The following is a 23,704-nucleotide window of genomic DNA, read 5'->3' on the forward strand; positions in this document are numbered from 1 at the left end:
AAGGAGGTCCGACCGACGAAACGGCGGTCGATCGATGGACTGATTTATAAGTACGGCGGCCCGTTTTCGGCGAGCTCCACACGACGGAGACGGCCGCTCGACGCCGGATACCGGTCGTGTGGGTTCGATGTCCGAGGGGGGAAAGTATATCAGTAAACGTGCCCTCCTTCGTAGTGTTAGAGACAGTCTCATGAGTAACGACACGGACACCGACGACGCGTTCCCGACCGAGCACGACCCGGATCCAGACCCGGGATCGGGCTCGGAGCCGGGAGACGACGAGAGCATTCCCCTGGGGGAGGAGCTCGGTAGCGACGTCGAGGTCGAGGCCGAGATCGACGAGGACGCCGAGGACGGGCTGCTCGGCGGGCTCAAGATCGAAACCACGGCGGACATCGAGATCCCCGACCGGCTCGTCGATCAGGTCATCGGGCAGGACCACGCCCGCGACGTGGTGATGAAGGCAGCCAAACAGCGCCGCCACGTCATGATGATCGGGACGCCGGGTACTGGAAAGTCGATGCTGGCGAAGGCGATGAGCCAGCTCCTCCCGAAGGAGGACCTCCAGGACGTACTGGTCTATCACAACCCCGACGACGGGAACGAGCCGAAGGTCCGCACAGTACCGGGAGGAAAGGGCCAGCAGATCATCGAGGCACACAAGGAGGAGGCCCAAAAGCGCAACCAGATGCGCCAGTTCCTGATGTGGATCATCATCGCCATCGTGCTCGGGTACTCCTTCCTGATCGCGGGTCAGATCCTGCTGGGTGGCGTGCTCGCCGTCCTGATCTACCTCGCCTTCAAGTACAGCTCCCGAAGTACCGACGCGATGATCCCGAACCTCCTGATCGATTCGTCCGACACCCAGACCGCGCCGTTCAAGGACGCGACCGGCGCGCACGCCGGCGCACTGCTGGGCGACGTCCGCCACGACCCGTTCCAGTCGGGCGGGATGGAGACGCCGAGCCACGACCGCGTGGAGTCGGGCGCGATCCACGAGGCCAACAAGGGCGTGCTGTTCATCGACGAGATGAACACGCTCGACATCCGGTCCCAGCAGAAGCTGATGACCGCGATCCAGGAGGGCGAGTTCTCGATCACCGGCCAGTCCGAACGCTCCTCGGGCGCGATGGTCCAGACCGAGCCCGTGCCGACGGACTTCATCATGATCGCGGCCGGGAACTTGGACGCGATGGAGAACATGCACCCGGCGCTGCGCTCGCGGATCAAGGGGTACGGCTACGAGGTGTACATGGACGACACCATCGAGGACGAGCCCGAGATGCGCCGGAAGTACGCCCGGTTCGTGGCCCAGGAGGTCGACAAGGACGGTCGGCTGCCCCACTTCACCCGCGAGGCGGTCGAGGAGATGATCCTCGAAGCCCAGCGCCGTGCGGGTCGGAAGGGCCACCTCACGCTCAAGATGCGTGACCTCGGTGGGCTCGTCAGAGTCGCGGGCGACATCGCCCGCGCGGCGGACAAGGAGTTCACCGAGCGCGAGGACGTGCTCCAGGCCAAGCGCCGGTCGCGCTCGATCGAACAGCAGCTCGCCGACAACTACATCGAGCGCCGGAAGGACTACGAGCTCTCGGTTTCGGAGGGCGACGTCGTCGGCCGCGTGAACGGGCTCGCGGTCATGGGCGACGACTCCGGGATCGTGCTGCCGGTGATGGCCGAGGTCACGCCATCCCAGGGTCCCGGCGGCGTGATCGCCACCGGGAAGCTCCAGGAGATCGCCGAGGAAGCAGTACAAAACGTCTCGGCGATCATCAAGAAGTTCTCGGACGAGAACATCTCCGAGAAGGACATCCACATCCAGTTCGTCCAGACCGGTCAGCAGGGTGTCGACGGCGACTCGGCCTCCATCACGGTGGCGGCGGCCGTCATCAGCGCGCTCGAAAACGCGCCGGTCAAGCAGAACGTCGCGATGACCGGCTCGCTCTCGGTTCGGGGTGACGTCCTCCCGGTCGGCGGGGTGACCCACAAGATCGAGGCGGCGGCGAAGACCGGCTACGATCAGGTCATCATCCCGAAGGCGAACGAGCAGGACGTGATGATCGAGGACGAGTACGAGGACATGATCGAGATCGTCCCGGTCAGCCACATCAGCGAGGTGCTCGAGGTCGCCCTCGCCGGCGAGGGCGAGGCCGACGGCCTCGTGGATCGCTTGAAATCGATCACGGGCCAGGCGCTCGAACGCCAGGTCGGGCAGAACACCGGCAGCCCCAGCCCGCAATAGTGCCCCGGTGGGCGGTCTTCGCCGGCGTGGCCGCCCTCGTGCTGTTTCTCTTGCTCGCGCTCGCGCGTGCTTCACAGTCGACGGTCGACGACAGTGACAGCACCGCCTCGACGGTCGACACCGCATCTCACCGGCGCACCGACGCCACGCTGCACGATGGCTCGACGCATCCGGAGAGCAACGGCGGGACGGCGGAGCCGATCGAGGGAGCGTCGGTTCGGCCGGACGGAGCCGTGCGATCGGGGTCGCTCTCGGCGGGCGCGCTGCTCGCGAACGTCGCGCTCTCGCAGGGTCTGTTCGCGGTCGTCCTGCTCGCCGCCGCGTGGTACGCCGAGATCCCGCTCGCCGCGCTCGGGGTGTCCGCGGCTCCGCTGAGCACCGGCCTGGCAGCGCTCGGCGTCGGGATCGCCGTGGGGCTCGGGCTCTACCTCGTCAACGAGCTCGGCACGCTCGGCGCGAACGCCGCCGGGATCGAGACGCCAGACGCGCTCCGGGAGCTACTGACGCCGGACTCGCGGTCGGGGTGGATCGTCCTCCTCGTTCTCGTCCTCCCGACGATCGCGATCTTCGAGGAGCTGCTGTTCCGGGCGGCGCTGGTCGGCGCGCTGTCGGCTGGGTTCGGACTCTCGCCGTGGCTGCTCGCCGTCCTCTCCTCGATCGCGTTCGCGCTCGGCCACGGCGCGCAGGGCACGGTCGGCATGGTCGCGACTGGGGGGCTGGGGTTCGTGCTCGCTGGCGCGTTCGTGCTGACCGGGAGCCTGGTGGTAGTTGTCGTTGCACATTACCTCGTCAACGCCTTGGAGTTCGTCGTTCACGAGGGGCTCGGCATCGAAGTAGCGTAGACAGATTCCCTGTGATCGTCGAGAGAGTCGCAAATTCGAAACGGCTATTTGTTCCTTTCTCGATCAAATTTCATGCTCGAATCCGTCGGAGATCCCTCACTACCGACGAGGCTGCTCGGGCTACTGTTGTTCGGCGTCGCTGCTGCACTTTCGGCTCGTGGCCACCGACGGTTGCAAGGGCTAGACGCTAATGAGGGGTCTCACGTCAAGCGACGGCGAAAGTGGGTCGCTCTGACGTTGCTCCTGACTGTGGCTCTCTTCGGATATATTCGTTTGTTTGACGTTCCGTACGCTGTAGTCGGGATTTATCCTCGGTCCATGGCTGCGAACCCGTTGCTGCTTGTCCCCGACCTCTTCCTTGGCACATTCCTCGGATTCGGTCTCTACGTTATCGGTTCAGGGCTAGGAGTCATAGTAAGCAGACTTGGGGACGAACCAGACAGGACGCAGCTTCGAGCGTCGGTTCCTCGATCAAGTACCGGTTGGATAGAGCTGTTCGTCGTTTCCATACCAGCGATCGCGGTAGCAGAAGAACTACTCTTCCGTAGCACAATCGGTGCGTTGTACGCTGGATACGGTGTATCACCGTGGATTTTCGTCGTGCTGACCTCGGTGCTGTTCGGTTTCAATCATCTCTACGAAGGGGGTGCTGTTGCAGTGTCGAACGGGATCGTCGGAGGCATGCTGGGCGCGATTTTCGTTCTCACTGGGAACGTGATCGTTCCCATCGCTGCTCACTACGCCAACAGCGCGACGCTGTATCTCGCCATCTACCAACAGCCCGAAGAGCTGTTCGATGAGGTTCCCCCGAGCCTGCGATAGGCGATATCCGAATCTTCTCTATAACCCCTCAAGCGACCGCAACCGCTGTTCGACCTTCGGCGGGCGGCGCTCGGGGCGTCGCGCACGCGGTGATCGGGGATCACGAGCGGGACGGGGTTCGTATCGAGCGCGGCCCGGACGCGGTCGCGGTCGTCCTCGTCGTCGGCGTCAATGTCGGGCACGCGGCGCGCGAGGCGTTCGACGGTGACCTGGCTGCCGTAGGGGATCTCTCGGACGGCGTCGAGCACCGCGCGCTGGTCGGTGGGGACGGTCAGCGCGCACTCGACGTCGTCGAAGTCGTCCTCGACGCCCTCCAGATAGTCGAAGATCCGATCGAGGAGGGCGTGATCGGACGCTGCCTCGCTCGCGAGGCTGCCCGGAAAGGAGACCGAGACCACGCGCCCGCTCGCGATCCCGACCTGAACACAGCGATCGAGGTACGACGACTCGCGGGCGTAGATGCCGGCCTCCTCGGTCATGGCGGAGATAGGGGTGTGCTGGCCTTTAACATTCGGCCATCCGGCCCGCGCGACGCAAGCCTTATGTACAGAACAGTCCTTCGATGTACAACTATGAACGAGAGCGAGGGGGTCGCCCCCGCGATCGAGTCGATCCTCGCCGCCGCACGCGAGCGCGAGGGTGGGGACGAGCGAGTAGCCGTCGACGCACGAGCACTGCCCGCGGCGCTCTCGGCGGCCGAAGCCGACGGACGAGTACCGGTCATCGCGGAGGTCAAACCCACGAGCCCGACGACCGACGGCCGGCGCGACGCCGATCCGGTCGACCTCGCCGAAGCGATGGTCGAGGGCGGCGCGGCGGCGCTCTCGGTGCTGACCGAACCCGCACACTTCGGCGGGTCGCCCGACGCGCTCCGCGAAGTCCGAGCGGCCGTCGACGTCCCGGTACTCCGGAAGGACTTCGTGCTGGAGGAGGCGCAGCTCGATACCGTCGAAGCCGACGCCGTCCTCCTGATCGCGCGCTTTCTCGACGACCTCGACGGGATGATCGCGGCGGCGCGCGAGCGCGGATTTCAGGCGCTGGTCGAGGTCCACACCGTGGCGGAACTCGATCGCGCGCTCGCGGCCGGCGCGGAGCTCGTCGGCGTGAACAACCGTGATCTCGCGCAGCTCGACGTCGATCTCTCGACGTTCGAGCAGGTCGCATCCGAGGCCCCGGACGACGTGACGCTGATCGCCGAAAGCGGTATCGGGAGTCCCGAGGACGCGGGGCGGATGCGCGAGGCGGGCGCGAACGGACTCCTGATCGGGAGCGCGATCATGGATGGCGACGTCGCGGCGAACACGCGGCGGCTCACGGGGGTGGCGGCGTGAGCGACGCGAGCGGGGACGAGGCGGGCGGAGTCGACACAAGTGATCACGGTGTGAGCGGGAAGTTCGGCGACTACGGCGGTCAGTACGTCCCCGAGGCGCTGATGCCCGCGATCGAAGAGCTGACCGACGCCTACGAGCGGTACGTCCTCAGGAATGAAGAGGGATTCATGGACGAGTTCCGCGAGCGCCTCCGCGAGTTCGGCGGGCGGCCGACGCCGCTCCAGCATGCCGAGCGGCTGAGCGAGCGCTACGACACCGAGGTGTACCTCAAGCGCGAGGATCTCCTCCACGGCGGCGCACACAAGCTGAACAACGCGCTCGGCCAGGTCCTGCTCGCGAAGTACATGGACAAGGAGCGAATCGTGGCCGAGACCGGGGCCGGCCAGCACGGCACCGCGACCGCGATGGCCGCCGCCCACCTCGATATGCCCTGCGAGGTCTACATGGGCGAGACCGACATCAACCGCCAGCGCCCCAACGTGTTCCGAATGCGGCTGAACGGTGCGGACGTCACCCCGGTCACGGCGGGCCGGGGCACCCTGAAGGAGGCCATCAACGAGACGATGCGCGACTGGGCGACCACCGTCGAGAACACCCACTACGTGCTCGGGAGCGTCGTCGGTCCACATCCGTTCCCCGTGATGGTTCGGGACTTTCAGGCTGTGATCTCCGAAGAGGCCAGACGGCAGGTTCGTGAGCAGACCGGCGAACTCCCCGACAGCGTGCTCGCGTGTGCGGGCGGTGGCTCGAACACGATGGGTGCGTTCGCGGCGTTCCTCGACGACGAAGACGTGTCGCTTCATGCGGTCGAGGCGGGCGGCTCGTCGCTCGCGGTCGACGAAGAACGTGGCGTCGCACCCAACTCCGCATCGCTTTCGACAGGAAATGAAGGTGTGCTCCACGGCGCGCGCACCCGACTCCTCCAGGACGACGACGGCCAGATCCTCGAATCCCACTCGGTCTCGGCGGGGCTCGATTATGCAGGAGTTGGCCCCGAACTGGCGCATCTCGTGGAGTCCGGGCGCGTCCGGGCAGTCAACGTCGACGACGACGCCGCGCTCGCGGCGTTCCACCGACTCTCCAGCACGGAGGGAATCATCCCGGCGCTCGAAAGCGCCCACGCGCTCGCCTATCTCGAACGCGTGGCCGGGCCGTCGAGCCCGGCCACGGAGGGGTCGAGCGGGGAACCGCGAGACGAGGCCCACGACGACCTCGGCGACATAGTGATTGTGAACGTCTCCGGGCGGGGCGACAAGGACCTCGAAACGGTGATCGAGGAGACCGACCGACGCGAGATTCCGGAAGCGCCCGAAATGGACGTCTTCACGGAGGGACTCTGATGGACGCCATCGAGGCGGCCTTTGCGGACGGCCCGGCGTTCGTGCCGTACCTCGCGGCGGGCGATCCCGACTACGACGCCTCGCTCGAATACGTCGCAGCGCTCGCGCGCGGCGGGGCCGACGTGATCGAACTCGGCCTCCCCTTCTCCGAGCCCGTCGCCGAGGGCCCGACGATCCAGGCGGCCGTCAACCGCTCGCTCGACGCCGGGATGACCCCGGATCGCTTCTTCGCGTTCGTCGAAGAACTCGACGTGGACGTGCCGCTGGTCTGTATGACCTACTACAATCTGATCTACCGATACGGCGGCGAGGACGCAGAACGCCCCCGAGCGTTCGTCGAGCGCGCTGCCGCAGCGGGGATCGAGGGGTTCGTGGTGCCCGACCTGCCGGCGGAGGAGGCCGACCCGCTCCGGGAAGCGTGCGACGAGTTCGGCTGCGATCTCGTGTTCATCGTCGCGCCCACGACCCAAGGCGAGCGCCTCGATCGGATCATGGCGCGGGTCTCGGGCTACGTCTACGTCCAGGCACGCCTCGGCGTGACCGGCGCGAAGGCCGACGTCTCGACACAGACGGGCCAGAGCCTCGATCGGCTCGCGGAGTGGGGAGTTCCGAAGGCGGTCGGGTTCGGGATCTCGTCGGGCGAGCAGGCGGGCGAGGTGGTCGCAGCGGGCGCGGACGGCGTGATCGTCGGGAGCGCGCTCGTCGACATCGTGGCCGAGGGTCACGAGGCGGGCGACGACGCCGCGACCGTTGCCGAGCGACTCGAAACGAAAGCCCGCGAACTCAAAGAGGGGGCGGTCGCAGGCGCGCAACGCACGCCGCGACCGGAACGGACATAACCGCCGTGGCATCGAATACCAGTATGAACCCCGGCACGCAGGCACGACTCGATCGGATCGGTACGGATGGGCGGTACCTCACGGTCCCGATGGACCACGGCATCACGCTCGGAGCCGTCGACGGGCTGAAGCGAATCGAGGACACGATCGACGCGGTGACACGCGGCGGCGCGGACGCGGTCCTGACACAGAAGGGAATCGCGCCGCGGGTCCACCCGAACAAGAACGGTGCGGGCTACGTGATCCATCTGAACGGCTCGACCGCGACCGGCCCGGACACCAACGACAAGCGGCGGACGGGCACGGTCGAGGAGGCGATCCGGGCGGGCGCGGACGCGGTCTCCTTTCACATCAACGTCGGCAGCGATTCCGAACCCGAACAGATCGAGGATCTCGCACGACTGACCGAACGCGCGCGCGAGTTCGGCATCCCGGTGCTCGCGATGACGTACGCCCGCGGGCCAGGCGTCGACGAGGCCGATCCCGAACGCCTCGGCCACGCGGTCCGGCTGGGCGAAGAGTTGGGTGCCGACGTGGTGAAGACCGGCTACTCGGGCGACAGCGAGAGCTTCGAACACGTCGTCGAGTCGACCCGACTCCCGGTGGTGATCGCGGGCGGCGAGCCCGAGGGCGATCACGCGACGCTCGACGCCGTTCGGGGCGCGATGGACGCGGGCGCGGCCGGCGTCTCGATGGGGCGGACGATCTTCCAGCACGACGATCCCGAGGCGATCACCCGTGCGGTCGCGGGCGTCGTCCACGACGACCTCCCGGCCGACGACGCACTCGATCGTGCCGGGCTCGCGGTCGAGGCCTAAGCGGGGAGCACACGCCCCTGTCAGTGACGGTGCGGCGACTCGACGGAAATCGAATCAGTCCCCGAGAAATCGGTTCAGCTCGCTGAATTCGTCGGCGGAGAGAACGACTTCGGTAGCGAACGCATCGAACCGTTCGAAGTCGTCGTCGATCGTCACCACGGTGTTCACCCCTTCGACGATCGCTACCTGTGCGTAGTACCCGTCCCAGCCACCGACATTCGTTTCACTCGCCCGAGAAAATCCGTCCCGAACGATGTCTTCGGATAGCCCGTCGTGCCAGTGGATTCGCCTTGCGTCCATGAAGTTCCGGAGGAGTCGTGAGGCGTCCGCGTTCGAGCGCCCGTAGTACGTCGTCAGGACGGTGTGCGCACCCAACAGTGCGGGATACGGGACGACGGCATCGATCTCGCCGGCGATGGCAGCCCGGACGTAGGAGAGCGCAGCATCACGAACGGGGGCCTCCGTGTGTGCGAGGGCAATGACGCCGACATCGAACAGATATGGACCGCCAGCGTCACTCATCGCCGGTTTTCTCCGCGCCGCTCCGCACAGCAGCCCTGTGCTTCCGAGCAATCGGGTCGACTGCGTCGTCGAGCGGCGTCGTCTCCCCACGCTCCGATGCCGTTTCTCCGATGAGTTGTTCCATGCGGTCGATGATTTGCTCGGGGTCGTCTTCGGGCTCGACGATCGCTTTCCCGTCTTCCTCGCGGACGTCCACTTCCGTACCGGGGGTGATGCCGAGTCGCTCTCGCACCTCCTTCGGGAGGACGATCCGCCCTTTCGAATCCAGCGTCGCCATGTTCCCACTGAAGGTGGGAACAAAGATAACCGTTTCGTCCACACTGGTGGTTCTAGCCTTTGTTTCAAACGACCGAGCGCGTCGTCTACTGCTACGGGACGACTCAGAGCACGTCGCCGAGATCGTGGAGGCTGTCGAAGACGTAATGGGGGTCGTGATCGTCGCCGTCGCTGCGGTCGTCACGGTCACCCGTGACCGGGAACCACGCCGCCCGGAGGCCGGCGGCCCGCGCGCCCGCCACGTCGTGACGCAGCGAGTTCCCCACGTACAGCGTCCGCTCGGGCTCCGCGTCGAGGGCGGTCAATGCCTGGTCGAACGGCTCGGTGGCGGGCTTTGGAGGGGTCATTTCACCGGCGTAGACGTGGGTCTCGAAGGCGTCGTGGATGTCGAGCGCGTCGAGCTTTTGCTGCTGGGTCGCCCGCCCGCCGTTCGTGATCAGACCGACGCGGCCGTGCTCACGAGCGCGCTCCAGCGCCGCTTGCGCGCCGGGGCGAAAGGCGACGTCGGTGTGATCGGTCGCGTCGTCGTACGCCCGCGCGAGCACGCCCGGACTGTCGATCCCACCGTCGTGGCGCTCGCCCGCGACGCGGAAGGTCTTCGTCAGGAAGTCGATGTCGTCGTCGGCGTCCTCGACCCCGTCGGCGGCGGCCCAGAGCTGGGTCGGCTCACAGAACTGCTCGACGCCCGCGTCGTCGAACGCGGTCGCGAGGACGACGTCGGGGTTCTGGTTGTACGTCAGCAGCGTGCCGTCGAGATCGAAACAGATCGCCGAGATCGGGGGTGTCGTCACTGCCGGCCGTTGGCGAGCGGCGGCGATAAGCGTTCGGCCGCGGCGTCGGTCCGTGAGCCCGTCGGAAGCCCGCTGGTGGTTTCGCCACGTTCAAGCCGCCCCGCACCGAGCGCCACGCTATGACACGTTCCGTCTGGCTCAAGGCCGACGACGCGGTGGGCGACTGGGAGCAACGAAAGAAACGGATCACCGCGGGGCTCGAAGCCGGCGTCGACTGGGTTCTCGTCGACGAGGACGACGTCTCGCGGGTTCGGGATCTCGGACGGGTGTCGGTCGCGGCGTTCGAAACCGCCGGCCCGGACGTCATCGGCGACGCCGAGGACGGCCCGGACGCGAGCGTCGTGGGCAAGGACGGCGAGGGCGACGGCACCGCCGACCTCCCCCCGGATCACTCGGGCTCGGCGGACCTCTCCGCGCTCCGACGGGGCGACGCCGACACCGCCTACGTCCGGGTGTTCAATCAGGACTACGAGTCCTTCGCCGAGAGCGCGGCCGAGGCCGCCGATCACACCCTCGTGGTGAGCGAGGACTGGACCATCATCCCGCTCGAAAACCTGATCGCGCGGATCGGCGACGAGACCGAGCTCGTCGCGGGCGTCGAAACCGCCGAGGAGGCCCGCACCGCGTTCGAGACGCTCGAAACCGGGGCCGATGGCGTGCTCCTCGATTCGGACGACCCCGACGAGATCCGGCGCACCGTCGAGGTCAGGGAGGAGGCCGAGCGCGAGCAGCTCGACCTCCAGTGGGCGACGATCACCGCGATCGAGCGGGTCGGCTCCGCCGACCGGGTCTGCGTCGACACCGGCTCGCTGATGGAGAGCGACGAGGGGATGCTCGTGGGATCGATGAGTCGCGGGCTCTTCTTCGTTCACGCCGAGACCGCCGAGTCGCCGTACGTCGCCTCCAGACCGTTCAGGGTGAACGCCGGTGCAGTCCACGCCTACGTCCGGACGCCCGGCGGCGGGACGAAGTATCTCGCGGAGGTGGGCAGCGGCGACGAGGTTCAGGTGGTCGACACCGACGGCCGGGCGCGCGAGGCGGTCGTCGGGCGTGCGAAGATCGAGCGCCGGCCGATGTTCCGGATCGAGGCCGAAGTGGGAAATGACGCCGGGTCGGACGACGCCGACGGATCCAAGCCAGTCGACGAGGCCGAGTCGGGCGAGAGTGACGCCACACCCGACGGAGACCGGATCGAAACGTTGCTCCAGAACGCCGAGACCATCAAAGTCGCCACCCGCGACGGGCCGCGGGCGGTGACCGACCTCGAGCCGGGCGACGAGGTCCGGGTCCACTACGAGGAGACCGCCCGCCACTTCGGCGAGGCGGTCGACGAGCGGATCGTCGAGAAGTAGCTATTTCAGCCGGTCGCGAGAGTCCACAGTCGATGGACTCCGTCGCCCTCCGACTGTTCGGTGTCGTCCACCTCGATCGGCCCGGAAAGGTCACGACCGAGCTCCGGGAGTACGCGGGAGACGTCGACGCGCTGTTCATCGAATACCCCGAGGAAGATCCGAGCTGGACCACGTACGGTCGCTGCCTGCTGAAGGCCCCCGTCTTCTTCTTCGGGCTCGTCCTCAACAGCCTCCTGCAGATGCCGCTGTTCGTGCTCCTCAACCGGGGGATGAGCCCGCTGCTCAGCACCGAAATGAGCGCCGCACGTCGCCTGAGCGACGAACGCGACGTGGCGCTCTACCGTGTCGACGACCATCCGCTGTTCACCGCGGCCGACAGTCCGTGGACGTGGATCGTCGCGAACTGGGGGGTCGCCGCCGGGCTCGGTGTGCTCCGGCCGCGATCGGTGCTGACGACGGCCGCGTTGCTGCTCGCGGCGTGGCTGGTGGTCAGCCTCCCGGCTCGTTACGCTCCTTCCCTCGGCTCGCTCTTCGGTGCGGTGGTGCCGTGGTTCGCGGTCGGTGTTGGGTTCCGGTACGGGTTCCTCTCGCTCCCCGTCGTCGCCGCGTTCTTCCTCGCGTTCGTGGCGGTCGTCAAGCGAACGCTTTCCGAACGGAACCGACACATGCTGCGGCGAATCGAGGCGATCTCGTCCGAAAACGGCCACGAGCGAGTCTGTCTGATCACCGGCAAAGCCCACCTCAGTGGTCTCGTTCGCCTGGCAAGCGATACCGGGATCTCGATCACTCGATCCAGGGCGAGCAAGTGGCTCCGGCGCTCGGACGACGAACGCGCCGATCCCGAACCGTCGGCGGACGACGGCAGCGTGTTCGCCAACCCCGACCCGCGCGAACCGCTCGACCCTCGAACGCTTCCCGTCCGGACCGGTGCAGCGCTGATCGATCTCGTCGTCGTCGGCGTGCTCGCCCTGCCGATGGCGATCGTGGGCGGTGCCATCTCGGAAGTCCTCCTCGGGTCGATACCAGTGGGGTTGCTGGTCGGCGCGCTCTCGACCCCGGTGGTGTACGGGTTCGTCCTCGAGGCGGCGTTCGGCCGGACGATCGGCAAACGACTCCGCGGCCTGGTCGTCGTGGCCACCGACGGGTCGCGGTGCTCGGCGCGAAGCGCCGCGGTGCGCAACCTCCTCCGGATCGTCGATTTCCCGCCGTTCTACCTCGTCGGGTTCGTCGTCGCGGCGCTCACCCGACGCCAGCAACGACTCGGGGACCTGGCCGCCGGCACCGTCGTCACGAGGACCGACTCGTGACGGAGGGGGTCCGCGTTGAGCACCCTCCGTCACGTGATTTCTGTCCGGCGTCCGGAACAACGTTAAGACGGTGCGACCGAAAGAACGAGCCGTGGGACCAATGAACGAACGCATCGTCTTCGCGCGCGAACCCGCCGAGTTCCTCGAAGGAAAAGACTGCGACGTCGTTGAAACCTACGACTTCGGCGACGTCGGGAGCGCGGCGCTCGTCGAGTGCGAGACCGAACACGAGTCGGCCATCGCCGACGACGACCGCGTGCTCGCGATCGAGGCGAACTACGCGGTCGAGCCCCACATCGAGCCTGCACACGTGAGCGAGGAGCACGACAGGGTGGCCACGATCGAAGACGTTCGGCGACTCCACGACGTCCCCACAGACGACGCCACCGGCGACGACCTCACCGTGGTGGCGATGGATTCGGGTGTCGACCCCGACCATCCGGCCTTCGAGGGGAAGAGCATCGAGCAGGTCGACGTCACGGGGTCGGGCACGGGCGATGCGGTCGGTCACGGAACGGCCGTGCTGGGCCAGATCACGCGACTCGCGCCCGATGCGGACCTGATCGCGCTCCGGATCTTCGGCGCGGAGGGCCGGACGAAAAACAACGTCATCATGCGCGCCTACGAGTGGCTCCACGACAACACCGACGCCTACGACGTCGTGAACATGTCGTGGGGCTCGCAGGAGACCTCGCGCGCGATCAACCGCACCCACGACTCGCTCGTCGAGAAGGGCGTGCGGGACGTCGTCTCTGCGGGGAACTCCGGCGAGAAGTCGGGCAGCCCCGCGACCGCCGAGCGCGCGTTCTCGATCGCGGCCTGCACCGAAGAGGGGACGATCGCGGAGTTCTCCTCGTACAACCCCGAGCGCGACAACCCCGACGTGGCCGCCATCGGCAAGGACAACCGGCTCGCTCAGGCGTCGGGGACGACGATGGGGACCGATCTCGACGGGCCGTGGGTGAAGTCGTCGGGGACCTCCTTTTCGGCACCCGAGGTGGCTGGCATGGTGGCGAAGTATCTCGACGCTGGGGGATCGACGCCGCCGGAGACGATCATGCGCGAGTTCGAGGCGGCGGCGCGGGACATCCCGGACCAGCCGCGCGACGGAGCCGGTCTCGCCGACTACGCGGCCGCCGTGGGGAGCGATTCCGAGGAGGAGTGCTGACTGTGGACGCCACGGACGGAAACGGTGGGCCACACCCTGGGGCTCACCCGTCGAGCTCCCGGACCAGGACGAGCGCGTCCTCGCCGTCGGCGTAGTAGCCCGACGAGGTGCTTCGGTGGACGAACCCGAACCGGCGATACAGCGCGATCGCGGGTTCGTTGCTCTCGCGGACTTCGAGCCTGACCGAGCTCGCCCTTCGGTCGCGCACCACGTCGATCGCACGTCCGAGCAGGGTCGCGCCGACGCCCCGACCTCGGAACGCGGGGGCGACCGCGATGTCCTTGACGTGGCCGACCTGTCGGCCGCCGTTCGGCGTCACGTCGGCGAGCACATACCCAACTACCTCGTCGGTGTCGGCGACCAGAAAGCCGGGTTCGCCGAGGAACCGCTCGAACGCGCGGTACGGCCACGGCTGGGCGAAGGAGGCCTTCTCGATCCGGAACACGGCGAGGAGGTCGGCCCGGGCGGCCTCGCGGGTCCGCACGGGTCGGTCGGCCGTGGCCGTCGTGGTCACGCCACCGTGTACGACGCGCACCCATTTATACTGCCGGAGCGCCGTTCCGGGTGGCTGTCGGATACCGGTGGCGGCAGGTTACGGAAGCCGGACAGGCGACGACCGATCCGACGGTCGTCGCTCGCCGGCGGTCGATCGGGAGCGACCGGCCGACGCAGCGGTGCTCGACTGGGACGGGTGTGGCTGCGTCGTAAGAGATATACCGCCGACGGCCGCGGTAGCGGGCATGGGTCTGATGGACAGCCTTCTCGGGAGTCGTGAGCCGCGGCGCGGGGGCGGCGGCGAGTACGTCGAACTCGATGCCGAGGACGTCGAGGGCTCGGTCGGCGAGACGGCGACCACGGTACACATCGCCAGCATCGACAGCCAGCGCGACGTCATCGACATCAAGAACGCGATCTACGACGGCGACGTCGTGGTCGCCGACATCACCCGCGCCACCACCACCGACGAGACGATGGAGCGCATCGTCGGCGACCTCCAGGAGATCACGAGCGAGGTCGGCGGCGACATCGTCCAGAAGGCCGACGACCAGCTCATCATCACGCCCGGGTCGGTCGCCATCAGCCGCACGAAACTCGGTCACTGACGCCACCCCTCCTTCTTCGCCGGTCGGCGATCGCCGATCAGACGTTGTCGGGTGTATCGGCGTCGTCTTCGACGGTCCGTTTCATCGATTCCCGCCGGCTCTTGGCGTCGCGGCCGGTGGCTTCGAGCAGGAACTCGTTTTTCGCGTCGACCGCGTCGGCGGCCGCGTCGGCGTTGCCCCCGGCGATGACCTCCTCGGCCGGGCGCTCCTCGAAGTCCACAGCCAAGGTGTCCTTCTTGCTGCCGTAGGAAACCCTCCCCGCGACGATCCGCTCGAACACCGGGTTCTCGGGCTCTTCGACCACGTGGAGGTCGCTGCCGTTGTGCTCGGTTGTCGCCGTAATCTCCCCGAAGAACTCCTCGACGGTGCGTTCCATCTCGGGGATCCGGTCGTCGAGATGCTCGCCGCGTCGCATCTTGTACTCGCGCATGAACGGCCCGTTTGCGAGGGGCGGGGTTATCCCTTTCGCGTCTCGCGTCCGAGATAGCCCGCCCGGCACTCGGGGCAGATGTCGCCCGCCCGGAGCGGCGAGTCGGCGACCGCGGCGGTGAACCCACACGCCGAGCACGCGAACGTCTCGCCCGATCGCCCCTCCCCGGCCGCACCGTTCGTCCCCTCGACATCGGCCATCGGTTCGTCGGTCGTCGCCGCCCACCCGTCCGACAGCGGTTTCGGCTCCGACGCCGCGCTCGTGGCGTGCGACCCGCCGTCGATGGGGGTGAGCGACCCCGTCGACGTCCCGCCGGATCGAGTCGCGTTCGTGGTCTCGTGGTCGGGGTCGGCGGGCCACTCGCCCGGCGCACGGCCGCGCGCGCCGTCGGCGTCCTCGTCGACGGTCGCGACTTCCCCCTCGTCCCGCGCGGCGTCGGGGCGGCCGCGTGGTTCGTCGTCCACCTGGTCGTGTTCGGTCTCCGCAGTCCCCGTGGCGGTCTCGGTGGCGGACGCGGCGTCGTCGAGCGAGTCGACGTTCATCGGATCGCCGCTTTCCTCGGCGTCGCGTTCGCTCGCGTCGTCGAGCGCGCCGCCCTCGATCGTGATCGTGCCGGTGCCGTCGGTCGCCACGTTCTCTTCGGCGGTCGCCGCGACCACCCGGCCATCCCCGTCGCGGACCACGCCCGCCTCGGGTTCGAGCGCCGTGACCTCGGTGTTTTCGGTTACCGTGCGCTCGTGGCCGCAGCGACGGCACGTCCGAACCTGCCGCGCCGTCCGGACGACCTCCTCCCCTCGTTCGTCGCGCTCGCGCTCGACGCCGGCGTCGCCGTAGTCGTGCCCGAGCACCGAACAGCGAATCCCCATTGACACGCCATTGTGACCCTGTTCGGCATAAAGACTCCCCTTCGGGGGGCGTCGGGAGCGGGCGACGGTCGGCCGAGCGGGACGGTGTGAGCGGGGCGGCGCGAGGAGGACGGTTTCACCCCATCGAGGGGACAAGAGTAAGGTGAGCCCGGTCGAACGCCCACTCCATGAGGGCAAAGCGGGAGTTCCGGGACCGCGCCGACACGGAGGTGGCCGTCCTCGACGCGCTGGTCGACCGTCAGGACGGCATGACCGTGTTCGAACTCCGCTCGCACGTCGCGGTCGGCATCGACGACCTGGAGGACGCACTCGCCGCGCTCAAGGCCGACGGCCTGATCGAAGCCGACGACGACGGCGAGCGCACGCTGATCAAACCCGACGAGCGGGTGGTGCCCGAACCAGGCGCGCAGGACACCGAGGAGTCCTTTTTCGACCAGGTCCGCGACCGGCTCGGTCTATAGTACGACTTATCCCCACGTGGGGCGCAGAACCCGGCAATGACGCTCGTCGAAGCCGTCCACGAATCCCACGGCGCGACGTTCGAAGAGCGCGGCGGCGTCCGGGTCGCCGCCGAGTACGGCCGGCCCGATCGGGCGGCCCGCGCCGTCCGGAACGTGGTCGGCACGATCGAGATGGGCTACGGCGTGCTCACCGTCACCGGCGACGACCGGGTCGAGTTCGTGGACAACGCCGTCTCGAACCGTGTTCCTCACGAGGACGGCGCGGGCTGTTATGCACTCCTGTGTGATCCCCAGGGACGGATCGAGACCGATCTCTACGTCTACAACGCCGGCGAGCGCCTTCTCCTCTTCACCCCGCCCGAGCGCGCCGCCCCCGTCGCCGACGACTGGAGCGAGAAGACGTTCATCCAGGACGTCGAAATCGAGGTCGCCACCGAGGCGTTCGGCGTGTTCGGCGTCCACGGCGCAAAGGCGACCGAGAAGATCGCGAGCGTGCTGAACGGTGCGAGCACGCCCGAAGCACACCTCGGGTTCGTGCGCGGGACGATGGGCGACGACGGCGTGACGGTGATCCGGGGCGACGGCCTCGCTGGCGAGGAGGGGTACGAGGTGATCTGTGCAACCGATCGCGCCGAATCGGTGTTCGATACCCTCATCAACAACGGGCTGAACGCCGCACCGTTCGGCTATCGGACGTGGGACGCGCTCACGCTCGAAGCCGGGACGCCGCTCTATCACACCGAACTCGAAGGACGGATCCCGAACGTGCTCGGGCTCCGGAACGCGCTCGACTTCGAGAAGGGGTGTTACGTCGGCCAGGAAGTCGTCAGCCGCGTCGAGAACCGCGGCCAGCCGAGTCGTCGCCTCGTGGGGCTCCAGTGTGAGACGCTTCCCGAACCCGGCGCGACGGTGCTCGCCGGGGCTGAGGAGATCGGCGAAGTGACCCGCGCGGCCGAGAGCCCGATGCTCGAAGCACCGATCGCGCTCGCACTCGTTGAATTCGACGCCGCAGTCGACGACCTCGCGATCGACAATGAAGGCGAGGAGCACGCCGCGACCAAGGAAGCGCTGCCGTTCGTCGACGGGAGCGATCGGTCGGCGCGACTGCCCGACTACGGCGAGACCTGAGCGATCGGTGTAAACTGGCGGTGGGTTTATCCGCGCGGGGTCACGGATGGAGGTATGGCGAGCCTCAGGGATCTCGGTCTCTCGGAGTACGAGGCGCGGGTCTACCGGGCGCTGCTCGACACCGGGCCGACGACCGCGAAGGAGCTCTCGCGCGCGAGCGAGGTCCCGATGGGACGGATCTACGACGTCCTCGCGAGCATCGAGACTCACGGATTGGTGCGCGCCCAGACCGCGAGCCGGCCGAAGAAGTACGTCGCGGTCGAGCCCGACACCGCGCTCTCACGGCTGCTGGAGGACCGCCGGCGCGAACTCGACGCCAAAGCCGATCAGTACGAGGAGATCGTCGACGATCTGATCGGCGAGCTCGACGCGACCGACGGGTCGAACGAGACGTTCTGGACGGCGGCGGTCGGGCCGGCCGACACCGCCGATCTCCTCGTCGAGCGGCTCGCGACCGCCGACGAGAGCGTGGTCATGGTGGCTTCGGCGCTCTCCCGGCAGTTCGACGTCGATTCGGTCGGTGATCGGGTCACCGCGGAACTCGATGCGGCGGTCGAGCGCGGCGTCGAGGTCTCGCTGCTGATGCGTCCGGATCTCGTGTCGGCGCTGCCCGAGACGGTCGGCGAGCGCTACCTCGACCGGCTCGCGCCGAACGAGCGCTTCGCCACCCGGACCAGCGACGCGGTCGAGCGCACGTTCACGGTGATCGACGGGGTCGAGACCTGCATCGAGGTGCCCCACCCGCTCGACAGTTCGAAGTCGTTCGCGATGATCGACTTCCAGGACCCGGCGTTCGCGACGGAAATCTTAGAGGAGTTTACGCCACGGTGGGAGCGAGCCGAGCCGCTCGCGCTCGGTGAGGGATAGGGGGAGCGGGGCGGATCAGCGGTCAGTCGTCGGCGGGGACGTCCGCACCGTCGAGTTCCTCGCGGAGCGTGCGCACCTCGGCGACCCGCTCGGCGTGGGCGTTGTGCTGGTGGATCGACTCGTCGTTGGACTGTTTCATCGTCACGACCGCGTCGTCGGGGAGGTCGGGGAACTCCCGGACCACGCCCTCGGCCATGTCGCGGACGCAGTCCTCGACGAACTTCGCGTTGGCGTGGGCGTGCTCGGTCATGTAGTCCTCGTCGGGGCGCTTCGCGAGATTGTAGATCCGGGCGCTCATCGACTCGCGCGCCACGTCGATCAGCTCGTCGAGGTCGGCTTCGGGCGCGCCGTCGCTCTCGATCCGGAGCGTCGCGTGGCCGCGCTGGGAGTGGCCCGCCTGGGGGACGCGATCGAGGAACTCTTCCGTCGTTTCGTCGTCGACGCCGAGATCCGCGAGGGTCTCGCGGGCGCGCGAGTCCGACATCCCCTGCGAGCACGGACAGACCGTCATCCCCGTCACGCGGGTCCCGATCTCCTCGGTGGTGCCCTCGTCGGTCGCACAGGCTCCGGCGATGATGGTCGCGGTGCCCTGAGTCGGCCGGTCGCTTGCGGGGGTGCGCTCGCGCGTGACGAGTTCGGCCTCCATCTCGACGGTCGCCTCCGTAGTATAGGCGTGCTTTTCGAGCAGGCGCTCGGCGGCGTCGCCGCAGACGTCCTCGACCCGGTAGGCCGGCTCCGCGACCGCCGCCTCCAGCGTCTCGTCGATGACCTCCATGTTCCGGCTCATGTCCGCGCCCTTGCGCCACGAGGGGAGGTCGACGAACACCTCGAACTCCGCCATCAGGACGATCGGGCGGTCGTCGGGGCGATCGAGTTCGACGAGCTTCTCGACCCCGGTGACGCCGACCCGGTTGAGGCCGACAGTGACGTCGGGCTGGGCGGCCTGGACGTCCGGCAGCTGCTGGCTCATTGGATCGGTGTTGGTGGTGGCGCTGGTTACGTTTTGCGAAAGCCGCAAACCGTTTCGCGCTTTCGCAACCATCGGTCGGTCGATTGGCGGCGTGGACGGGTGCGGTCAGTCGAGCTTGTCGAGCGCGCTGAAGAATTCGAGCGGCGGGCCGGCGATCCGCAGCGGTGCCGGGGCGCGGTCGACGGTGATCTCCGCCGGGAGGTCGACCGTCTCGCGGGTCCGGCCGTCGCCCACGACGACCGCTTCGGGCGCGTTCGTCACCCGGACGACGACCTCGTTGGCGTCGACGACCAGCGGCGGCATCGTCTCGTCCGCACACATCGCGGTGACGACAAGCGCGTCGACGTCGGGATGGACCAGTGGGCCGCCCTCGCTCAGATTGTAGGCGGTCGAGCCGGTCGGGGTGGCGACGAGCACGCCGTCGGCGCGGCTGTCGAAGTACGGCGATCCGTCGATCTCGACCACGACGTCGGCCCCGCGACCGGGGCCGCGCTGACCCTGGACCACGATCTCGTTGAGCGCGGGCGGCAGCGTCTCGCCGTCGTTGGTCGCGCGGAGCCGCGGGACGGTGTGGGTGCGGGGCTGACCCTCGACTTCGGTGCGTTCGACCTCGCGCTCGACCGTCGCCACCGCTTCCCCCGGCGGGGTGGCGTTCAGGAACCCGACCTCGCCGAGATTCACCCCCATAATGGGAGTCTCGCCAGCGCCACGCGCGGCGAAGAGGAACGTGCCGTCGCCGCCGATCGAGACCACGAGATCGCATTCGCTCATCCGGTCGACTGCGTGCCCCGCGCAGTCGAGCGCGTCGGCGGTCGCCTCGTCGAGCCGGACCTCGACGCCCTCGTCGCTGAGACGCTCGCGAACGTCGCCAGCGAGTGCGGCCGCGCGCTCGTTGCCTCGCCGAGCGACGATCCCGACGTTCATCACCCCTCGTTCAGCCCCCGCCGGGCAAAAAGCGCGTGGTCCGGCGTGCCGTGCGGTGGCGGCGCGGCTGCGGAGGCGGGTTGGTTGCGGTGGCGGTGCGGGCCTGGCGTCTCGGCGAACGAAGTGAGCCGAGGCTCAGGAGAGCTTGCTCTCCTGGCGGATGAAGGGCGAAGCGCGCGAACGGGGAGCGAAGCGACCCGTGAGTAGCGAACGAAGTGAGCGCGCGCCGAGGGCTTCGGCGGTTGCGGCTGCGGGGGCGGTCCTCGGTGGATCGAGGGCGAGCGAACGGAGTGAGCGAGGGCTCGGGCAGTGCTGTGTGGTTGCGGAGCGGTGCGGAGAGGGGTAGTTGTTGTACCGCGAGCGACCGGAGGGAGCGAGCGGGTGTTTTTCATGAACGTTTTTGCGAGGAGTGGTGCGCGAGCGAAGCGAGCGCACCCGACGAAGTAAAAACGTTCAGCGGACGACCGTCACGGGCACCGGCGAGCGCCGGACGGTGGTCTCGGCGACGCTGCCGAGCAGGATGCGTGAGACACCTTCGCGGCCGTGACTCCCCATCACGATCGCGTCGATCGGGTGCTCGTCGGCGAACTCCACGATCGTCTGAGCGGGCCGGCCGACCACGATCTCGCTGTCGAACCCATGACTACCGAGACGGTCGGCGGCGGCGTCGAACAGCTCCTCGGCCCGGCGTTCGGCGGTCTCGTACCACTCCTCGGCGTAGCCGACATCGCCGACCTGACCGCCCGCGCCCGCCCCGACCGGATTGATGACGTACAGCAGCGTGAAGCGTGCGTCGGGGTGTTCTGCGGCGGCGTGATCCAGCGCGTTCCACGCTCCGTCCGAGCCGTCGATCGGCACCAGCACGCGTTTCGCCATGTGAAAAGGTACCATACCCGCCGAGTTAAATCCACGGCTTGTTCGCACCGGACGGTATCGGCTGCCGCGGATCGCGCCCCGAACGTCGGGGTTTTGTCCGCTCGGGACCGACGAGGAGCTATGCTCCTGATCCGTGGGCGGGCCGGCGGAACCGATCTGACCGGCACGCTCTACGAGCGCGGCGAGGACGCCCCCTCCTTCAGCGGCGCGCCCGACGAGGACGCCCCCTACGTCTGGGTCTGTGACTCCTTCTACGAGGTCGAATCCGGTGGGCAGCGCCAGCGCGTCGGCGGCGAAACGGTGAACGTCGCCTTCGAATCGCCGGTGGCCCACGGGTTCGAGACGCGCGAGCGCGCGGTCACCGGGGCGCGTGAGCATCTCCGGACCCAGTTCGCCCGGATCGGTGTCGCCGAGGCCGACGTCGAGGTCGAGATCGTCGAGCGCGAACCGGACGTTCACGGCGGATCGGTTCCGTAGCCAGGCGACATCGACACCGGGGCTTCCGGACGAACCGGCGCTCGAAAGCCGATCGCCTATCCGGCTCCGGGCGCTGTGGATCGCATGGTCAGAACGAGTACCCTGGTAATCGCGGTCGGCATCGTCATGCTGTTTCTCCCCGAACCGATCACGTCGATTCTCGGCCTCGTCGTGATCGCGATCGGCGTCGGCCTCCGACTGTTCGGCTGACCGGAGGCGAAATCGACCGCCAGCCGGAACGGCGAGACGGCGAAACGCCCGCGCGACGAGTGCGAAGGATAGTTACCCACCGCCGGTGAGGGCCAGGTATGCGAGCGGCGCTCGTCGTGCTCGACGGCTGGGGGATCGGGGACCACGATCGGCTCGACGCGGTCCGGGCGGCCGACACGCCCACGATGGATCGCCTCGCCGACGAGGGAGCGACGGGCACCCTCGACACCTCCGGACGGGCGGTCGGCCTCCCCGCCGGCCAGATGGGCAACAGCGAGGTCGGCCACCTCACCATCGGCGCAGGGAGGGTGATCGACCAGCAGTACACCCGGATCACGCGGGCGATCGAGGCGGGCGAGCTCCCGAAAAACGCCGCCATCGAGTCGGCGTTCGCCCACGCCGCAACGAACGGCGGTCGGATCCACTTCATGGGCCTGGTGAGCGACGGCGGCGTGCACTCCGACCAGCGTCACCTCCACGCGCTGATCGAGGCCGCCGCCGAGTACGGCGTGGAGGCGGTCACGCACGCCTTTGCTGACGGCCGAGATACGCCACCGAGGAGCGGCGCGGGCTACCTCGCCGATCTCGAGGACACGATCGACGAGCACGGTACCGGCGACATCGCCACCGTCACCGGGCGGTACTACGCGATGGACAGGGACGAAAACTGGGACCGGACTAAGCGGGCATACGACGCCATCGTCGACCGCGACGCCGATCACACGACCGAGACGGCGGTCGCGGCAGTCGAAGCGTCGTACGACCGCGGCGAGACCGACGAGTTCGTCGAGCCGACGCTGGTCGAGGGCGGGGCGCAAAGCGCCTCTGGAACGAGCTCGGGGAGCGAGCGGCGGAGCCGTGAGCAGGGCGGGCCGGCGCTCGCCGACGGCGATTCGGTCGTCTGGTTCAACTTCCGGGCGGACCGCGCGCGCCAGCTGGTCCGGATGCTTACTGCCACGCAGCCCGACTGGGGGTTCGATCTCGATCAGCCCGCGATCCACCTGGTGACGATGACCGAGTACGACGAGACGTTCGACTTTCCCGTGGCGTTCGAACCCCACGAGCCCGAGGACAGCCTCGGCGAGACGCTCGCCGCCAATGGGCTGACCCAGCTCCGCATCGCCGAATCCGAGAAGTACCCCCACGTCACCTACTTCCTGAACGGCGGACGCGAAGTCGAGTTCGACGGCGAGATCCGGGAGATCGTCGACAGCCCGGACGTGCCGACCTACGACCACCAGCCGGAGATGAGCGCCGAAGCGGTGACCGACACGGCCATCGAGACCATCGAATCCGAGGATCCCGACGTGATGGTACTCAACTACGCGAACCCCGATATGGTGGGTCACACCGGCGACTTCGACGCGGCGGTCGCCGCGGTCGAAGCCGTCGACACCCAGCTCGATCGGCTGGTCACGGCCTGCCACTGGGCGGGAGCGCACGTGCTCGTAACCGCCGATCACGGTAACGCCGACGACATGGGCACGCCAGGCGACCCCGACACGGCGCACACGCTGAACCCCGTACCGCTGATCTACCTCACGCCCGACGACGCATCGTCGGAAGACCGACGTGTGCGCCCCGACGGTGAGCTCGCCGACGTCGCGCCGACGCTCCTTTCGCTGCTCGGCATCGAGATACCTGCGGCGATGACCGGCGAGACGCTGCTCGTGGACGGGTAGACCGCGCGGCTCGGGATTCGTTCCCCGACTCACGACGGCTGCATCTCGTTCCCTCTCACCGCC

26 protein-coding genes and 1 pseudogene are annotated in these 23,704 nt (G+C 68.1%); 17 read left to right on the forward strand and 10 right to left on the reverse strand.

Annotated features, from left to right (window positions below):
- Positions 1 to 190: 190 nt before the first annotated feature.
- From lonB to TX76_RS17125, 3 genes are all read left to right on the forward strand, one after another.
- A complete protein-coding gene (gene lonB, locus TX76_RS11385) occupies positions 191 to 2,239 on the forward strand; it encodes an ATP-dependent protease LonB (protein ID WP_049902599.1) in 2,049 nt (682 codons plus the stop codon).
- Positions 2,239 to 3,081: a CPBP family intramembrane glutamic endopeptidase gene (locus TX76_RS11390; RefSeq protein WP_049902600.1), complete on the forward strand. Its 843-nt coding sequence runs from the start codon at positions 2,239 to 2,241 to the stop codon at positions 3,079 to 3,081. Before lonB ends, TX76_RS11390 begins: the two co-directional genes overlap by 1 nt.
- Before the next feature lie 72 nt (positions 3,082 to 3,153).
- Positions 3,154 to 3,903 carry a CPBP family intramembrane glutamic endopeptidase gene (locus TX76_RS17125; protein ID WP_079890814.1) on the forward strand — a complete coding sequence of 250 codons (750 nt, stop codon included), beginning with the start codon at positions 3,154 to 3,156 and terminating at the stop codon, positions 3,901 to 3,903.
- Positions 3,904 to 3,921: 18 nt separating this feature from the next.
- Here the strand turns inward: TX76_RS17125 and TX76_RS11400 are convergent.
- Positions 3,922 to 4,382, reverse strand: a pseudogene (locus TX76_RS11400) (MGMT family protein).
- 93 nt (positions 4,383 to 4,475) lie between these two features.
- Between TX76_RS11400 and trpC the strand changes: the two are divergent.
- From trpC to TX76_RS11420, 4 genes are all read left to right on the forward strand, one after another.
- Positions 4,476 to 5,234 (forward strand): indole-3-glycerol phosphate synthase, encoded by a 759-nt coding sequence (gene trpC, locus TX76_RS11405; RefSeq protein ID WP_049902602.1) that lies wholly within the window; start codon positions 4,476 to 4,478, stop codon positions 5,232 to 5,234.
- 101 nt (positions 5,235 to 5,335) lie between these two features.
- Positions 5,336 to 6,574 (forward strand): tryptophan synthase subunit beta, encoded by a 1,239-nt coding sequence (trpB, locus tag TX76_RS11410; RefSeq protein WP_049902694.1) that lies wholly within the window; start codon positions 5,336 to 5,338, stop codon positions 6,572 to 6,574.
- The gene (gene trpA / locus TX76_RS11415) at positions 6,574 to 7,413 is read left to right on the forward strand and encodes a tryptophan synthase subunit alpha (RefSeq protein ID WP_049902603.1); all 840 of its coding nucleotides are present in this window, start codon (positions 6,574 to 6,576) and stop codon (positions 7,411 to 7,413) included. Before trpB ends, trpA begins: the two co-directional genes overlap by 1 nt.
- 23 nt (positions 7,414 to 7,436) lie before the next feature.
- Complete coding sequence (locus TX76_RS11420) at positions 7,437 to 8,231, forward strand: 2-amino-3,7-dideoxy-D-threo-hept-6-ulosonate synthase (RefSeq protein ID WP_049902604.1); 795 nt, start codon at positions 7,437 to 7,439, stop codon at positions 8,229 to 8,231.
- A 54-nt stretch (positions 8,232 to 8,285) separates the two neighbouring features.
- Here the strand turns inward: TX76_RS11420 and TX76_RS11425 are convergent, their stop codons facing one another.
- The 3 genes from TX76_RS11425 to TX76_RS11435 all read right to left on the reverse strand — a co-directional run bounded on the left by TX76_RS11425 (position 8,286) and on the right by TX76_RS11435 (position 9,820).
- The gene (locus tag TX76_RS11425; protein ID WP_079890816.1) at positions 8,286 to 8,753 is read right to left on the reverse strand and encodes a type II toxin-antitoxin system VapC family toxin; all 468 of its coding nucleotides are present in this window, start codon (positions 8,751 to 8,753) and stop codon (positions 8,286 to 8,288) included.
- Complete coding sequence (locus tag TX76_RS11430; protein WP_049902695.1) at positions 8,746 to 9,030, reverse strand: AbrB/MazE/SpoVT family DNA-binding domain-containing protein; 285 nt, start codon at positions 9,028 to 9,030, stop codon at positions 8,746 to 8,748. Before TX76_RS11430 ends, TX76_RS11425 begins: the two co-directional genes overlap by 8 nt.
- Before the next feature lie 103 nt (positions 9,031 to 9,133).
- Positions 9,134 to 9,820 carry an HAD family hydrolase gene (locus TX76_RS11435; RefSeq protein WP_049902608.1) on the reverse strand — a complete coding sequence of 229 codons (687 nt, stop codon included), beginning with the start codon at positions 9,818 to 9,820 and terminating at the stop codon, positions 9,134 to 9,136.
- A 119-nt stretch (positions 9,821 to 9,939) separates the two neighbouring features.
- On the opposite strand from TX76_RS11435, the gene TX76_RS11440 reads away from it, so the two are divergent.
- The 3 genes from TX76_RS11440 to TX76_RS11450 all read left to right on the forward strand — a co-directional run bounded on the left by TX76_RS11440 (position 9,940) and on the right by TX76_RS11450 (position 13,647).
- Entirely contained in the window at positions 9,940 to 11,172 is a 1,233-nt protein-coding gene (locus TX76_RS11440) for a 3-dehydroquinate synthase II (protein ID WP_049902609.1), read from the forward strand.
- Positions 11,173 to 11,204: 32 nt separating this feature from the next.
- A complete protein-coding gene (locus TX76_RS11445; RefSeq protein WP_049902610.1) occupies positions 11,205 to 12,479 on the forward strand; it encodes an RDD family protein in 1,275 nt (424 codons plus the stop codon).
- A gap of 100 nt (positions 12,480 to 12,579) precedes the next feature.
- Positions 12,580 to 13,647 carry a S8 family peptidase gene (locus TX76_RS11450; RefSeq protein WP_049902611.1) on the forward strand — a complete coding sequence of 356 codons (1,068 nt, stop codon included), beginning with the start codon at positions 12,580 to 12,582 and terminating at the stop codon, positions 13,645 to 13,647.
- A 43-nt stretch (positions 13,648 to 13,690) separates the two neighbouring features.
- Here the strand turns inward: TX76_RS11450 and rimI are convergent, their stop codons facing one another.
- On the reverse strand, positions 13,691 to 14,161 hold the full coding sequence (gene rimI / locus TX76_RS11455; RefSeq protein ID WP_049902612.1) for a ribosomal protein S18-alanine N-acetyltransferase: 471 nt from the start codon (positions 14,159 to 14,161) through the stop codon (positions 13,691 to 13,693).
- A gap of 226 nt (positions 14,162 to 14,387) precedes the next feature.
- On the opposite strand from rimI, the gene TX76_RS11460 reads away from it, so the two are divergent.
- Entirely contained in the window at positions 14,388 to 14,750 is a 363-nt protein-coding gene (locus TX76_RS11460) for a cell division protein SepF (protein WP_049902613.1), read from the forward strand.
- A gap of 37 nt (positions 14,751 to 14,787) precedes the next feature.
- Here TX76_RS11460 and TX76_RS11465 read toward each other — a convergent pair whose 3' ends face one another.
- Together TX76_RS11465 and TX76_RS11470 are read right to left on the reverse strand one after the other, a co-directional pair.
- Positions 14,788 to 15,180: a DUF5611 family protein gene (locus TX76_RS11465; RefSeq protein WP_049902614.1), complete on the reverse strand. Its 393-nt coding sequence runs from the start codon at positions 15,178 to 15,180 to the stop codon at positions 14,788 to 14,790.
- Between the two features lie 26 nt (positions 15,181 to 15,206).
- Positions 15,207 to 16,046 (reverse strand): DUF7093 family protein, encoded by an 840-nt coding sequence (locus TX76_RS11470; RefSeq protein WP_049902616.1) that lies wholly within the window; start codon positions 16,044 to 16,046, stop codon positions 15,207 to 15,209.
- A 167-nt stretch (positions 16,047 to 16,213) separates the two neighbouring features.
- Here TX76_RS11470 and TX76_RS11475 point away from each other — a divergent pair, with 167 nt between their 5' ends.
- The 3 genes from TX76_RS11475 to TX76_RS11485 are packed head-to-tail and all read left to right on the forward strand — an operon-like array spanning position 16,214 to position 18,502.
- On the forward strand, positions 16,214 to 16,507 hold the full coding sequence (locus tag TX76_RS11475; RefSeq protein WP_049902617.1) for a DUF6432 family protein: 294 nt from the start codon (positions 16,214 to 16,216) through the stop codon (positions 16,505 to 16,507).
- Between the two features lie 36 nt (positions 16,508 to 16,543).
- The gene (ygfZ, locus tag TX76_RS11480) at positions 16,544 to 17,635 is read left to right on the forward strand and encodes a CAF17-like 4Fe-4S cluster assembly/insertion protein YgfZ (RefSeq protein ID WP_049902619.1); all 1,092 of its coding nucleotides are present in this window, start codon (positions 16,544 to 16,546) and stop codon (positions 17,633 to 17,635) included.
- A 54-nt stretch (positions 17,636 to 17,689) separates the two neighbouring features.
- Positions 17,690 to 18,502 (forward strand): TrmB family transcriptional regulator, encoded by an 813-nt coding sequence (locus TX76_RS11485; RefSeq protein ID WP_049902621.1) that lies wholly within the window; start codon positions 17,690 to 17,692, stop codon positions 18,500 to 18,502.
- Between the two features lie 22 nt (positions 18,503 to 18,524).
- Here TX76_RS11485 and mptA read toward each other — a convergent pair whose 3' ends face one another.
- The 3 genes from mptA to TX76_RS11500 form a co-directional block, all read right to left on the reverse strand.
- Positions 18,525 to 19,472, reverse strand: a complete 948-nt coding sequence (gene mptA, locus TX76_RS11490; RefSeq protein WP_049902623.1) for a GTP cyclohydrolase MptA — start codon at positions 19,470 to 19,472, stop codon at positions 18,525 to 18,527.
- Positions 19,473 to 19,577: 105 nt separating this feature from the next.
- Entirely contained in the window at positions 19,578 to 20,396 is an 819-nt protein-coding gene (locus TX76_RS11495; protein WP_049902625.1) for an NAD(+)/NADH kinase, read from the reverse strand.
- 453 nt (positions 20,397 to 20,849) lie between these two features.
- A complete protein-coding gene (locus TX76_RS11500) occupies positions 20,850 to 21,272 on the reverse strand; it encodes a universal stress protein (protein ID WP_049902627.1) in 423 nt (140 codons plus the stop codon).
- 120 nt (positions 21,273 to 21,392) lie between these two features.
- On the opposite strand from TX76_RS11500, the gene TX76_RS11505 reads away from it, so the two are divergent.
- The 3 genes from TX76_RS11505 to gpmI all read left to right on the forward strand — a co-directional run bounded on the left by TX76_RS11505 (position 21,393) and on the right by gpmI (position 23,641).
- On the forward strand, positions 21,393 to 21,749 hold the full coding sequence (locus TX76_RS11505) for a DUF7113 family protein (protein ID WP_049902628.1): 357 nt from the start codon (positions 21,393 to 21,395) through the stop codon (positions 21,747 to 21,749).
- Between the two features lie 84 nt (positions 21,750 to 21,833).
- Positions 21,834 to 21,959, forward strand: a complete 126-nt coding sequence (locus TX76_RS11510; RefSeq protein ID WP_049902630.1) for a hypothetical protein — start codon at positions 21,834 to 21,836, stop codon at positions 21,957 to 21,959.
- A gap of 98 nt (positions 21,960 to 22,057) precedes the next feature.
- The gene (gene gpmI / locus TX76_RS11515) at positions 22,058 to 23,641 is read left to right on the forward strand and encodes a 2,3-bisphosphoglycerate-independent phosphoglycerate mutase (protein WP_049902632.1); all 1,584 of its coding nucleotides are present in this window, start codon (positions 22,058 to 22,060) and stop codon (positions 23,639 to 23,641) included.
- Positions 23,642 to 23,704: the final 63 nt, after the last annotated feature.

The sequence above is a fragment of the Halococcus agarilyticus genome (genome assembly GCF_000334895.1).
In the GTDB taxonomy this organism is placed as follows: Archaea; Halobacteriota; Halobacteria; order Halobacteriales; family Halococcaceae; genus Halococcus; species Halococcus agarilyticus.

Excerpts from the sequence above, each read along its gene's own strand:
- lonB (WP_049902599.1), top strand. The coding sequence starts at position 191 with ATGAGTAACGACACGGACACCGACGACGCGTTCCCGACCGAGCACGAC.
- TX76_RS17125 (WP_079890814.1), top strand. The coding sequence starts at position 3,154 with ATGCTCGAATCCGTCGGAGATCCCTCACTACCGACGAGGCTGCTCGGG.
- trpC (WP_049902602.1), top strand. The coding sequence starts at position 4,476 with ATGAACGAGAGCGAGGGGGTCGCCCCCGCGATCGAGTCGATCCTCGCC.
- trpB (WP_049902694.1), top strand. The coding sequence starts at position 5,336 with ATGCCCGCGATCGAAGAGCTGACCGACGCCTACGAGCGGTACGTCCTC.
- trpA (WP_049902603.1), top strand. The coding sequence starts at position 6,574 with ATGGACGCCATCGAGGCGGCCTTTGCGGACGGCCCGGCGTTCGTGCCG.
- TX76_RS11420 (WP_049902604.1), top strand. The coding sequence starts at position 7,437 with ATGAACCCCGGCACGCAGGCACGACTCGATCGGATCGGTACGGATGGG.
- TX76_RS11425 (WP_079890816.1), bottom strand. The coding sequence starts at position 8,753 with ATGAGTGACGCTGGCGGTCCATATCTGTTCGATGTCGGCGTCATTGCC.
- TX76_RS11430 (WP_049902695.1), bottom strand. The coding sequence starts at position 9,030 with ATGGCGACGCTGGATTCGAAAGGGCGGATCGTCCTCCCGAAGGAGGTG.
- TX76_RS11440 (WP_049902609.1), top strand. The coding sequence starts at position 9,940 with ATGACACGTTCCGTCTGGCTCAAGGCCGACGACGCGGTGGGCGACTGG.
- TX76_RS11445 (WP_049902610.1), top strand. The coding sequence starts at position 11,205 with ATGGACTCCGTCGCCCTCCGACTGTTCGGTGTCGTCCACCTCGATCGG.
- TX76_RS11450 (WP_049902611.1), top strand. The coding sequence starts at position 12,580 with ATGAACGAACGCATCGTCTTCGCGCGCGAACCCGCCGAGTTCCTCGAA.
- TX76_RS11460 (WP_049902613.1), top strand. The coding sequence starts at position 14,388 with ATGGGTCTGATGGACAGCCTTCTCGGGAGTCGTGAGCCGCGGCGCGGG.
- TX76_RS11465 (WP_049902614.1), bottom strand. The coding sequence starts at position 15,180 with ATGCGCGAGTACAAGATGCGACGCGGCGAGCATCTCGACGACCGGATC.
- TX76_RS11470 (WP_049902616.1), bottom strand. The coding sequence starts at position 16,046 with ATGGGGATTCGCTGTTCGGTGCTCGGGCACGACTACGGCGACGCCGGC.
- TX76_RS11475 (WP_049902617.1), top strand. The coding sequence starts at position 16,214 with ATGAGGGCAAAGCGGGAGTTCCGGGACCGCGCCGACACGGAGGTGGCC.
- ygfZ (WP_049902619.1), top strand. The coding sequence starts at position 16,544 with ATGACGCTCGTCGAAGCCGTCCACGAATCCCACGGCGCGACGTTCGAA.
- TX76_RS11485 (WP_049902621.1), top strand. The coding sequence starts at position 17,690 with ATGGCGAGCCTCAGGGATCTCGGTCTCTCGGAGTACGAGGCGCGGGTC.
- mptA (WP_049902623.1), bottom strand. The coding sequence starts at position 19,472 with ATGAGCCAGCAGCTGCCGGACGTCCAGGCCGCCCAGCCCGACGTCACT.
- TX76_RS11495 (WP_049902625.1), bottom strand. The coding sequence starts at position 20,396 with ATGAACGTCGGGATCGTCGCTCGGCGAGGCAACGAGCGCGCGGCCGCA.
- TX76_RS11500 (WP_049902627.1), bottom strand. The coding sequence starts at position 21,272 with ATGGCGAAACGCGTGCTGGTGCCGATCGACGGCTCGGACGGAGCGTGG.
- TX76_RS11505 (WP_049902628.1), top strand. The coding sequence starts at position 21,393 with ATGCTCCTGATCCGTGGGCGGGCCGGCGGAACCGATCTGACCGGCACG.
- TX76_RS11510 (WP_049902630.1), top strand. The coding sequence starts at position 21,834 with ATGGTCAGAACGAGTACCCTGGTAATCGCGGTCGGCATCGTCATGCTG.
- gpmI (WP_049902632.1), top strand. The coding sequence starts at position 22,058 with ATGCGAGCGGCGCTCGTCGTGCTCGACGGCTGGGGGATCGGGGACCAC.